This window comes from Mucilaginibacter sp. Mucisp86, from assembly GCF_047324315.1.
In the GTDB taxonomy this organism is placed as follows: domain Bacteria; phylum Bacteroidota; class Bacteroidia; order Sphingobacteriales; family Sphingobacteriaceae; genus Mucilaginibacter.
In genome coordinates, this window is record NZ_CP168503.1 from 1,661,970 (window position 1) to 1,673,586 (window position 11,617).

Here is an 11,617-nt window from a genome sequence, read left to right on the forward strand (position 1 = left end):
TCAATGTTAGGAAAATGCTTATCAAAAGTAGGATTAAATTCTGATATTTGCCGACTATAAAAGTCATAAATGGTATATCACGAAGAGGTTTTCAGGCGTAAAAGTGAGTTAGGCGGCAGTATAGAGGTTATCTGCGGATCAATGTTTTCGGGCAAAACCGAAGAGCTGATCAGGAGGCTTAACCGGGCCCGTATAGCCAAGCTTAAAGTCGAGATTTTTAGCCCGAAAGCTGATACCCGTTATGGCGAAGATGCCATTATTTCACACAATGCCAGTAAAATAACCTCCACCCCGGTTGATAGTGCTTCGGCTATTTTATTGTTAGCCAGTGATGCACATGTGATAGGCGTTGATGAAGCGCAATTTTTTGACGATGAACTTCCGGAGGTATGTACCGTACTGGCCAACCGGGGTGTACGTGTAATTGTGGCCGGCCTGGATATGGATTTTAAAGGCCGTCCCTTTGGCTCAATGCCCAACATAATGGCCATTGCTGAGTCGGTAACCAAATTGCAGGCCGTTTGCGTAAGATGTGGCAACCCGGCTCAATATTCATATCGCCTGGTACACGACAATTCAAAAATATTACTCGGCGAAAAGGAAAGCTACGAACCACGCTGCAGGGCTTGTTACAATACCGTTGCCGGTTAACATTTCATTAAACAATATATTTTTTATTTAATACTATAACTAAAACAAATACGGGGTATTTGTTTGTTATATAATAGCAAAGCAGCTCAAAAAGGCAGTTGATTAAATTATATAGCAATCAAAACTTATGGCCAAAAAGGTTTTAGTTATAGAGGACGATAAAGATATCCGTGACACCGTGGTATATGTACTGGAGGAAGAAGGTTACGAAGTAATACAATCCGACAATGCACGTATCCTGCGTACCCTTACCACCATTAACCCCGACCTGATTTTGCTTGACAACTGGCTTACCGACTGGACCAGCGACGCTAACGGGCAGCAACTAAGTAAAGGAATAAAAGATGATCCTGCTACCAGTCACATCCCAGTGGTGATTATTTCGGCTGTAAGCAATATCAAAGAAATAGCCAAAGCAGGTAATGCCGATGGCTATCTTGCCAAACCGTTTGATCTTACCGCACTCTCCGAGATCGTAAAAAGGCACATTACCAAGTAGCAATCCTTATCAGTATAAAATAAAACGGCCCTCATTAATTTGAAGGGCCGTTTTGTTTATCTTACCTAAATTCTCTCAAAGAAGAGGACTTGAATAAATATATTAAGCCCCTCTTCTTTGGAGAGGGGTTGGGGTGAGGTCCTTAAATCTTCACCCCAAAGCCAATATTAAACGTACGGCCGTCGGCAGGTAAAATACCTGGACCAGGGTACATGTTGATACGGCGCGTAAAATATTTAGCATTAAAAATATTGTTCACGTTAGCTGTAAGGTGATAATTTTTCAGGAAACTATAATTGAAAGCCCAATCAAACAAATGATATGAAGGCACTATCCCGGTAGCTCCCGTAACATTAAAAGTAGTGTTATTGGCATCGCTAAAGCTTTTGCCTACATAGCTGTATTGCAGGGTACTACTTACATGACCACTCAAAAATGTTAAACCGGCACGGTCAATCCAGTCTGGTGTACCTTCCAGGTGATTACCAACCAAACTTACATTTTTACCATTTTGGCTGATAGCGCCACTTGTGTAGCGGCCATGTGTATACGATAGTGAGTTGAACAAACGCAGATCGCTCCCTGCCGATTTATCAAACGAGCGAATGAGTGAAACTTCGGCAAAAGCCTCAATACCTTTAGCTACGCCATTGCCGATGTTAGTCATGTAAAGATGAGTTACATTACTGGCATCAGTTTGGGTTAAGGTACCGGCCCTGTTGCCATAGTAAACATAAAAGGCATTAACATCAAAACTGAACGCAGTGCTGATATGGCCGCGGTAACCCAGATCGGCATCATAGCCTTTACTGTCTTTAATGTTAGGGTCGATGATCGTTAGCTGATCTGCAGGGGTAACCGCTGCATAAATATATGGGCGGTAAGCCTGCGAAATATTGCCGTAAAACTGGCTTCCATTATCCAGCTGATATTGCAACCCGGTTCCAAACAGCGGAAAGTTTCGTTTATCCTTATAGCTTACCGGCAAGGTGCGGTTTACTATAACCCCTGTATTGGTGGTATTGATTTGCTCAAAACGTACACCCGGCGTAACAGTAAACGCTTTAGTTACCTGAAACATATTTTCGGCAAATGCGGCATAGTTAAGTGTGTGCAACCTCAGGTCGATACCATAATCTTTCACCAGGCTCAGATCAAAATCAGAACCCACCGTACCAGTTCCTTTTTGTTTACGTTTGGTAGTTTCCTCAAAATATCTCACACCTGCAGTGAAGGAGCTTTTAAGATCGCCCAGCTTGTAATTATGCAGTAAACGGGCCTCGGTGGTAAAACCGGCGTAATAATCACGGTCGACCTGGCGGGGATTATAAGTTTTCAGGCTTGTATTAACGGTATCGGGAATATTGGCCGTATTAATGAACTGCACACTGTTGCGCTGACCGAATAATACATGAGATGTAACTTCCAGCCGGGTGTCTTTATCAAACTGGTAGTTGAATAATAATGCCGGGATATTAATTTCCGGGTTAAAGAAGTTACGCGCGCGGGTCGACTGGCGATTATTGGTGTCGAACTGGGCATCAGTTAAGCCGCCTGCTATCTGTTGCCTATAGTCCGACCTCGAAAACTGAAAAGCTATGCTTACCTTATCATTAAATTGGTATTTGATGTTGGCATAGTAAGCGCGGGAGTTAAAAGCAGCATCGGGCCTCCAGCCATCGCCGGTGCGGGAGCTATAGAAGGCGTAGTAACTAACCTTGCCAACTTTACCGCCAATAGCATTATACGAATTGAAAAACCTGTTTGAACCGGCCGACTGTTCGCTTTCAAAACCAAACACTTTGGTGCTGTCACCTCCTTTAAGTTTAAAGTTAACCATGCCGCCAAACTGGCTGCCAAATTGTAACGCTGCCGAACCGCGTACTATCTGAATTTCGCTCACCGCCTGAAATGGTACATTATAGTGATTTTCTGGATAGCCAAACATATCCGAGTTGGTGTTGTAGCCATTTTGACGGATATTGGTTTCGATAGAACGGTGAGTATCGGTACCCCGGGTACCAATATTAAGCTGCAAACCGGCGCCATCCATTTCCCATACGTTAATGCCGGGCACTTTGGCAAAAGTCATGCGGGCATTGTTATTGGCTAAGTTTGCCTTTCCGGCATCAAGGAAAATATCAAAGGTTTTTTTACCGGCAAATATGTTGGTACCCGAAACATTAGGTAAATGTTTTGACCTGCCTTCTTTAATAATAACGCTATCCAATTGCAGGGTATCTTTAACGCTTTTATGCTGTGCCCGGGCCACACCTGCGCAACAAATAAAAAGCGCAGGCAATGAAATTTTATAAAGAGTATTCATTTATTCAAATTAAAAAAAGTTAGGGGTATACTGTTCAGGTACAACAATGACAAATACATGCACATAGCACGTAGCAGTGCAAATAATGCATTCATTTAAAATTGACGGAACAGGTTAATTATCAGCTATAAATTCAGACAAGTGCAATTTCAGGCGGCTGACCGCTAACCGATACAAAAGGATCAGGTATGCTGATATAGATAAATGTGCCGGGAGGCTGTACCGGTACTGCAGACTTTATAAAAGCGTACGAAATTTCTGGACAGTTATATTTAGCATCGCTGCCAAGTTTCTTTTCTGACGATTCGTGCGTGCGTTTACTAACAGGTGTACTATTTAGTTTCTTTGCACATATCACATTTTCGTTGAGCAGCTTTGTGGTTTCATAATTGGGGATACACTGCACATAAACAGTGTCGCGGGTAACCCGGAGTTTTACGTAATTGTATGCAACACCATCCAGTTGTAGCTGCCCGGAAACGTTAACATAACTATCCCAATCATGTATAAAAGGCAGGTTTTGTTTGATCTTAATTTCAATAAGGTCGCGGGTATTGTATTTGCCTTTGGCAATTTGGCGGGCTATAACTTTGTTTGATTTATTAACAAAATATTGATTAAGTGCCATGTAACCCAGCAAATTAAGCATATGGGTAACTAACATTACTATGGCGAAAATCTTTTTCAATCAATAATCAGTCTAAACAATAGCAATGCTACATAAAAATCAGCGAAATAATAATTTATATGTTAAAAAAATTAAACCACGATAATTAATTCTGGATATATTCTGTAGAAATTAATAATTGGCTAAACAAAATTAGTTTAGATACAATATGATAGTTTATCGTCGTTAAATGATGCTTATATGTATACTTATCGTGTATAGATATACGAACAGCTTGTAGAATAGGACTACATTTTAATAACCAGAAAGAAAACAAGACGCCACTGCTTTCAAAAAACAGTAACTTATATGTTACGATTATGAATTTTACATATATGTAACAAAATCGGTACGCATTTTGAATTGAGTGCTGTAGATTTATTTTTCAATAATGCCCTGATGATTTTCTAAGAAAGTAAATAAGTTGTTTATTTTTTTCGATCACATTAAAAGAATGAATATTGTATAAAACTTTGTCGTTTTAAGCAAAGAAAAAATAACTTTAGCACGATTAGCAATTAGCTTAAATTATCCTAAAATCCGGTTAACCCGGTCAGTTGTTTTCTATCAATAGTTCGTTCCTATGTTTAGTATCGGTCATAATGGCTTTAAACAAAGATCCTAATATAACAGCGGCATTATTTAACTATGACTGATCACAATTAATGAAAAAGAAAACACCCGGTACGGTCCCCCCCTATCCAGCACAATGGGCACCGGATACGTTGACAACTTTTTTTACGGAACATCTTAACAGGATTTATTGTGCAAATGCGCACCTGGCCGAGCGGCTTTTAGAAATTGCCGGTACCTCCAATTTCAAGGACCTCAATAACCCTATAAAAGAAACTATCGATGAAACCGAAAAACACATCGCCCTTATGGATAGTATCTACCTGGCCCTTCAGAAACATTATTCGTTTGATCAATGCAATCATCTGATCGCCCTGCTTGAAGATGAATTTACAGCCATTCATCAGCAGGACAATGATGAATTATTACGCGACATGCGCCTTCTTTCATACCTTCAAAATATTGAAAACGTAGAAAAAAGCTCCATACAACTATTAAAATTAATAGCTATTGAAAAAAACAACGGAGCAATAGCTATATTTTTAGATGAATATCTGAACCCGTCAAAAGATAAATTTGCGCTTTACAATTTCATCATAGATAAGTATGATAACAACCAACAAACGGCCATTAACTTATAAAGCTGTTTTGTTTTAAAAATATATCGGCACGCAAACCACTTTCGCTCATCATTTTTAAAAACATGTAGTTAATATGCTTATAAACCCGTTCAGACGAGTGTTTGACCGCGTATTGGTTCCTCAACAAAAAAGCAAACATATATACCCTTGATAATTTATAATCCATTTCATTAATAATGAGATTTGCCCACTCCTCAAGGGTATCATCAGCCAACGAAAACTGCCTGTTATTGAAGCTCACTATTATTTTAATGCAATTGAACGATGCGATCATGAATGGGGTAAAAGCTTCTGCTGCCTGACTGTAAGCTTCATCAAGCTCAAAATAGAGTGACATCGCTTTTTTGATTTGCCCAAGTGCCAGATACTCCTCAGTTTTTATTCGCTTTAAAAAGAAGTCGTACACACAGGCTGTGTTGGTAACAGGGCGATAATATTTTTCAAGCACTGCGACAAAACGCAGCGTTTTTAAAGGTTCATTGCAGAGCCTTAAAGTATGCGCCGCTAACAAAAATATAAGGTCATTTGAAACAGAGCGCTCGAGCTGCAAGGGAGGGCGGAAGTAAAAACGTGTAATTTCTTTAAAAAACTCCTTGTCAATAATACCATACTTAAAATATTGAAATATCGCATTGATGCATTTTAAAGGATCAAGCGAAAACTCATAATAACTTACTGCGCCGAAACCTTTCAGTAGTTTCAGATATTCTTCAAGCTTGTTCATTTCAAGCTTTAATACACTTATGATAGCAAGGCCAGTATAAACCAGGATCTTCTTTTTATCCGAAAGCTCAAACTTAAGCAGCGTATGCAGGGTTTTGGCATAATCATGATTAATGAACTCCAAACCAAATAAGTAATCGAATAGCTCGTCGCTGCAATCCTGTTTAAAATACAGTACCAACGTTTCGGTGTCCTTTAACGTGCTAAATTCTTTTTCAAGTAAATCACCTAAAAAGATGATAAGGTCTGATTTTTCGTTGGTAGTAAGGCGCGTTTGCGATAAAAGCTGAAAACTTTCCTGCTGCCCGCTTTTAATAGCATAAATAATGCTCCATTTTAATATAGATAACTTGCGGTCGCTGGTAAAGTACCTGTTAATGGTATTGATGAGGTCGATATCAAAAAGATTGTTATTTTTATGAAGGAGGTATTTGGTTATTGAAAATTCAAAAAAGTGATTGTTACCAAACTCAATTGATGTTTTGTATTCAAAATCGCGGCTTATATTTTGCTCGCGGATAAAACCAATGCTCAGCAATTCAAGGTAGGCGTGATTGTACTGCTTTATAATATTAATGAGCTCAAGTTTACTTGCTTCAAATACACCATTTTCAAAATCCATTTGCTCAATAATGGCCTGAATTAAATATATTTTATCGGCCGAATACTGGCCCATGTAAACCTTGTTTAAAACAAAGTTTGAAATAAGCTCATAAACACTTACATGATCAACATCATTAAGCGAAAAGTTTTTCTTATGCTGTTTATAGTAAAACTGAAAATATAGCGGATGATTAAAATTTTCCACCACATTCACTGCTATAAAGCTTTTTATGGCAGGATTTATCTTAAGGCAAAGCTCCCTGATTTCCTGCACGCTAAACAACGGAACGTTTGACAGTTGGTTATGCTGGCTAAAAAAGCCTTCAAACCAGGGGCTCTGCTCCATTTCAATCATATGATTATAATTCATCCATGTTGATGAGCGCATGGTTAAAACAAGCTTAAACCACTCATGCGACTGATAAAATGAAAAGATATCAAATAACTGGGTTATTACCAGCTGAAACTGATCGTTTTTAAACATATGCTCATCAACACCATCAACAATCAGAAAAAAGCGCCCCTCCTTGCGTTGTCTTACATCAAGCAACGAAACAATATCCTCTTCTGTTGAATAGCCAAGCAGGCTAAGCATCCAATCATTCAGATCGCGCCCGCTTAAAAATACATTCATCAAAGCGCTGCTGCTAAAAAACAGTACAATATCTTTGCTGTTTTGCTGTATTTTTTCATCAACCCAATGGCAAAGGGCTACGGTTTTACCATACCCCGCAGGCGCGGCAATTACGGTTGCTGTATAGCTTCCCTGCAAAAAGGCAGCAAAATGGTCATCAATAAATTGCCTCCTGATGGTTTGAGGATAAGGGATCCCGGTTTTGTTTTTGATTGCCTGAAGTGTAAACGAAGTTATTTTACCGGCATTTGTTTTTAACAGGTCCCAGTCAACAGTAGTATTGCTTTGCCGGGTTGATTCGGCCTCGTGCTTTTTGCAAAAATCGTCCCAACCCTCATAATCACAGTAACGTGATAGTGTATTGAGGGTAAACATCGATGGATTGAACTTACTGTACGCAAAACCGTAAATCCGTTTTAACGTTGTTTCGCTAACACGCTGTTTGGTTTTGTCAAGAATGTAAGCTTCAAGTGTCTTACAATCAGCCGGAGCAATATTTGACAACCCTGCAGTTATAAGCACACAATTTTTTAGGCTCTCCGAATATTTAGAAAAACTGGTCATAATTGGCGTTTCAACTCATCAAAACTTATTATCGCTAAGGGGGTACGCCAATAATACGCTGATAATATTTATTGCTTTTATACTTTTTACCGTAAAAGCTATTTATGGTTTACACAATAATTTTATGCTTAAATATAGTTATTGGAAGGCCAAACTACCAAGATGAATGAAATGAATAAAATATTAAGCGTTGATGTGGTTCATGATGGCAAAGCAATAACTGCAAACGCCTCATGGATTTGTCAATAATTTTTTGAAGTGTATGAACAATTAAAATCTTCACTCCCATCCCTCCAATCGGCTATACAATTACAAATGAGGTTTTTTTATTTTTATTTGGATTTATTCTAAATAAGGTTTTCCTTTGTTCCTGTTAATACATCACAGTAATTAGTTTCCTATTCATGAAGAAAATCCTTTTCCTGGTAGCCCTGCTAAGCATGGTTCAGACAAATCTTAAAGCACAATCAAAATTTGATCAGGACCGCGCCGCCATCCGCACACTTGGCGGATTCTATAAAGTAACGTTTGATTATGCCGAAACTTTTTCGCCGGATACCGCATACCATAACCACCCGCAATATCATTCATGGGGATATGAATGGGCTGCCATTGAAGAAGATTCGCCAAAAAAAATAGTTATTCAGCATTTATTAGTTGTGGGCGATAGTACAGTAATAAAACACTGGCGCGAAGACTGGGTATACGAAGAACCAACCTTGCTCAATTTCGATCAAAACAGTACCTGGAAAAAAGCCACATTAAAAACGGCCGAAACCAGGGGACGTTGGGTGCAGAAAGTTTTCCAGGTTGATGATAGTCCGCGTTATGAAAGTATAGGGACCTGGATCCATGCCGATGGCAAGCACTTTTGGCAAAGTGAATGCGATTCGCCCCTGCCCCGCCGTGAGTTTACCAAGCGCAGCGATTACAACGTATTACGCCGCGGCAACCGGATCTATTTAACTCCAAACGGATGGATGTTTGAGCAGGACAATCAAAAGATAATCCGTTCGGCCGGTGGCGATAAACTTTTGGCCCGCGAAAAAGGGTATGAAGAATTTACCAAAACCGACGAAGCCAGGTTTGCATTTGCAAAAGGCTGGTGGCAAAAACAACAACCTTACTGGACCGCCGTCCGGCAGGTATGGGACGAGGTTTATGCTCAAAGTCCCATCATCAAACTAAAAGGAAAAGTGGATGGCAAACTGCTTTATGAACGTTTGTTTGATCTTGCCGATCAATCGGCAAAAGAAAAATGGGATGTACAAAAAAGCAAAACAGAAGCCCAAAAGCTTATTAACAACTATTTGGTTACTAATATTTAAAATATAAAGTCCTGTTCTGTAGTTTAGTTGCTTTTATCAGGCGCTTAACCGGCAGAGCAGGCACCAATTCAATTTTAATTACCGGAATTTATGTGCGATGCTAAAATACTCAGCCAGAAGGGAACATCGGTAGTAAGCCGCTGCTCCGAATGCCAATGCCTATTTATATGGCACCACAACCTGATCCTTAGCTTTACACCCGATCAATTTATACAGTTTAAAAACTTCGCGATTGATCTCGACTTCGGCGACCACTCCTTCCCATTTCCGGATGGGCAGGAACGCGTGGTGATGCGCACGCCTGTCAATGATATCCAGCTTACTTTTACTGTTGACGAGTGGGAAGATTTCCATGCCTCCATGGATGAAGCCATTTATATGCAGGAAATTTATGCAATGGTTGAAGGTGGCAAATAAGCTTTGAAATTATCCTGATTAAAATAAACTCTTTAACTGCGGAACATTAAAACTTCCCTGCTAAAACTTACATTAACATATTAAATACAACACCTATCCGGCAAAATGAAAGATATACCTGTACATCAGCTACATGAACGAACAAATACCGGCTTCGAGATCAGGCACTTTGAAAGCGGTGAAGAGGATTCGAAAAAAGCGCCTATGGGCGCCCATCGCGATGATCATTACCTGTTTTTTTTGATTGAAAGCGGTTCGGCATCGCTGATGATAGATTTTAACGAAGTTCATTTTTGCGAAAACACATTTTATTATATCCTGCCGGGACAGGTACACCACCGGATAAATAATTCAATTGCCGGCGGCTGGTATGTAGCTATCGACACACAACACATCCCATCCGACTTTCGGAGTATTTTTGAAAACCAACTTTTTCTGCAACAGCCTTATCAACTTAATGACGTTGAATTGAGGCAATACCAGCAGATCTTTTGCCTGTTGCGTGAAAAAAATAACGAGGATGACAACAGCGCTTTCTTTTTGCCTGTTTTGCAATCACTTATACAATCATTTGCCGGTATGGCAGCAGCCACTTTTAGCAATGTGCATACACCCGAAAAGCAACTTTCACGACCGGCACAAATTTCACATCAGTTTAAAAAGCTGTTGTTGAGAAATGTGCGTACAGTTAAAGGCCCATCGGCATATGCGGGGATGCTTAATGTTTCGGAGTCATATCTTAACGAGGTTTTAAAGAAAACCACGGGGTTCCCGGTAAGTTACTGGATAACCCAGGAAGTAATGCTGGAAGCAAAAAGGTTATTGTATTACAGCGGGCTCAACGTAAAGGAAATTGCACATACCCTGGGTTATGATGACCATACCTATTTTTCAAGGTTATTTAAAAAATCGGCATGCATCACCCCGCTTGAATTTAGGGACAAACACCGTAAATAATCCAACCTTTACCCCGAAATTACTATTTTTTCCGGCTAAAATTCGATGTTTCTTTGTAGTATTAAAACAATACACCATGGAAACATCCACTCTACATAAATTAAAAAGAAAGGCCGGAAGCTTATTTGAAAACCAGCTTTTGCAAAGCGGCAGGGTACTTGAAGTAAGGCACTGGGAGCCGTCGACCATGATCGAAATCGACCTGCATTTGCCACAGGCTGATATGCAAAACTGGCACGAAGTACCTTATATAAAAGTAAAAGTTGGCGACCTAACTTATCGCGACTATACCCCCGCCGGCTGGGATGCAGAAACTTGCACCTGCACCCTTTATATTGATGCAGCGCATAGCGGCCCGGGCAGTAAATGGGCCGGGGAATTACAAACCGGGGATGCTATTCATTATTTCAAAATTCGTTCAACCCGTCACGCTCCTGCCAGCACTCCTGCCATCATAGGTCTTGGTGATGAAAGCAGCATGGGGCATATGCTGGCTTTGCAGCAAATGGTATTACCTGCAACCCGCTTTTCGGGCGCTATAATTATAGCCAATCAAAATCACCGCGGTTTATTTGGCGAGTATTTTAAATCGCCGTTAAAACCTATTGAACGTAATGACGTATATGGGCATCACAGCCTCATTCAATGGGTAATGGAACAACAGTATAACCTTGAGCATTCGGTATTTTACCTTGCCGGCAACCATACTATGGTAGGCGAACTGCGGAAGTTGTTAAAATTGCAGGGGTATCCGTCAAGCCAGATCAGGGCGCATGGATTTTGGTCATAAAAACGGGTTTGACAGCGCTTGTCCTGTGCCGGCAACTTATTCACCGACATTTTGTGCCGTTTCACCTAAAATATCTGTTTAATAAAAAGCGAGGGGCACATATTTGCAGCAAATAACATGATTATGAAAACATTTTACAATCCGCTTATAGCTGTTATAGTCATCTTGCAGGAGCACAGCACCATGGTTATCCAGGCATTGACTAACCTGGTTAATTGATATATCAGCTACCTATGAAAACACG

At 40.1% G+C, this 11,617-nt stretch carries 10 protein-coding genes; 7 read left to right on the top strand and 3 right to left on the bottom strand.

What is annotated here, in order from left to right:
• The first annotated feature begins 69 nt into the window (after window positions 1–69).
• The gene (locus ACEN9X_RS06675; RefSeq protein ID WP_413669653.1) at window positions 70–651 is read left to right on the top strand and encodes a thymidine kinase; all 582 of its coding nucleotides are present in this window, start codon (window positions 70–72) and stop codon (window positions 649–651) included.
• 127 nt (window positions 652–778) lie between these two features.
• Window positions 779–1,150: a response regulator gene (locus ACEN9X_RS06680; RefSeq protein WP_413669654.1), complete on the top strand. Its 372-nt coding sequence runs from the start codon at window positions 779–781 to the stop codon at window positions 1,148–1,150.
• A gap of 142 nt (window positions 1,151–1,292) precedes the next feature.
• Here ACEN9X_RS06680 and ACEN9X_RS06685 read toward each other — a convergent pair whose 3' ends face one another.
• Window positions 1,293–3,476, bottom strand: a complete 2,184-nt coding sequence (locus tag ACEN9X_RS06685) for a TonB-dependent receptor family protein (protein ID WP_413669655.1) — start codon at window positions 3,474–3,476, stop codon at window positions 1,293–1,295.
• A 133-nt stretch (window positions 3,477–3,609) separates the two neighbouring features.
• Window positions 3,610–4,164: a hypothetical protein gene (locus ACEN9X_RS06690; RefSeq protein ID WP_413669656.1), complete on the bottom strand. Its 555-nt coding sequence runs from the start codon at window positions 4,162–4,164 to the stop codon at window positions 3,610–3,612.
• A 644-nt stretch (window positions 4,165–4,808) separates the two neighbouring features.
• Here ACEN9X_RS06690 and ACEN9X_RS06695 point away from each other — a divergent pair.
• Window positions 4,809–5,357 carry a DUF892 family protein gene (locus ACEN9X_RS06695; RefSeq protein WP_413669657.1) on the top strand — a complete coding sequence of 183 codons (549 nt, stop codon included), beginning with the start codon at window positions 4,809–4,811 and terminating at the stop codon, window positions 5,355–5,357.
• Here ACEN9X_RS06695 and ACEN9X_RS06700 read toward each other — a convergent pair.
• The gene (locus ACEN9X_RS06700) at window positions 5,347–7,881 is read right to left on the bottom strand and encodes a hypothetical protein (RefSeq protein ID WP_413669658.1); all 2,535 of its coding nucleotides are present in this window, start codon (window positions 7,879–7,881) and stop codon (window positions 5,347–5,349) included. The genes ACEN9X_RS06695 and ACEN9X_RS06700 overlap by 11 nt on opposite strands.
• A gap of 404 nt (window positions 7,882–8,285) precedes the next feature.
• Between ACEN9X_RS06700 and ACEN9X_RS06705 the strand changes: the two genes are divergently transcribed.
• The 4 genes from ACEN9X_RS06705 to ACEN9X_RS06720 all read left to right on the top strand — a co-directional run bounded on the left by ACEN9X_RS06705 (window position 8,286) and on the right by ACEN9X_RS06720 (window position 11,373).
• On the top strand, window positions 8,286–9,209 hold the full coding sequence (locus ACEN9X_RS06705; protein WP_413669659.1) for a DUF6607 family protein: 924 nt from the start codon (window positions 8,286–8,288) through the stop codon (window positions 9,207–9,209).
• 90 nt (window positions 9,210–9,299) lie between these two features.
• A complete protein-coding gene (locus ACEN9X_RS06710) occupies window positions 9,300–9,626 on the top strand; it encodes a DUF6686 family protein (RefSeq protein WP_110587374.1) in 327 nt (108 codons plus the stop codon).
• A gap of 105 nt (window positions 9,627–9,731) precedes the next feature.
• Window positions 9,732–10,583, top strand: coding sequence for a helix-turn-helix domain-containing protein (locus tag ACEN9X_RS06715; protein WP_413669660.1), 852 nt, complete (start codon window positions 9,732–9,734; stop codon window positions 10,581–10,583).
• Window positions 10,584–10,659: 76 nt separating this feature from the next.
• The gene (locus ACEN9X_RS06720; RefSeq protein WP_413669661.1) at window positions 10,660–11,373 is read left to right on the top strand and encodes a hypothetical protein; all 714 of its coding nucleotides are present in this window, start codon (window positions 10,660–10,662) and stop codon (window positions 11,371–11,373) included.
• Window positions 11,374–11,617 lie beyond the last annotated feature (244 nt).

What these genes read in the sequence shown, in the direction of transcription:
- ACEN9X_RS06675 (WP_413669653.1), top strand. Translation starts at nt 70, where the DNA reads ATGGTATATCACGAAGAGGTTTTCAGGCGTAAAAGTGAGTTAGGCGGC.
- ACEN9X_RS06680 (WP_413669654.1), top strand. Translation starts at nt 779, where the DNA reads ATGGCCAAAAAGGTTTTAGTTATAGAGGACGATAAAGATATCCGTGAC.
- ACEN9X_RS06685 (WP_413669655.1), bottom strand. Translation starts at nt 3,476, where the DNA reads ATGAATACTCTTTATAAAATTTCATTGCCTGCGCTTTTTATTTGTTGC.
- ACEN9X_RS06695 (WP_413669657.1), top strand. Translation starts at nt 4,809, where the DNA reads ATGAAAAAGAAAACACCCGGTACGGTCCCCCCCTATCCAGCACAATGG.
- ACEN9X_RS06700 (WP_413669658.1), bottom strand. Translation starts at nt 7,881, where the DNA reads ATGACCAGTTTTTCTAAATATTCGGAGAGCCTAAAAAATTGTGTGCTT.
- ACEN9X_RS06705 (WP_413669659.1), top strand. Translation starts at nt 8,286, where the DNA reads ATGAAGAAAATCCTTTTCCTGGTAGCCCTGCTAAGCATGGTTCAGACA.
- ACEN9X_RS06710 (WP_110587374.1), top strand. Translation starts at nt 9,300, where the DNA reads ATGTGCGATGCTAAAATACTCAGCCAGAAGGGAACATCGGTAGTAAGC.
- ACEN9X_RS06715 (WP_413669660.1), top strand. Translation starts at nt 9,732, where the DNA reads ATGAAAGATATACCTGTACATCAGCTACATGAACGAACAAATACCGGC.
- ACEN9X_RS06720 (WP_413669661.1), top strand. Translation starts at nt 10,660, where the DNA reads ATGGAAACATCCACTCTACATAAATTAAAAAGAAAGGCCGGAAGCTTA.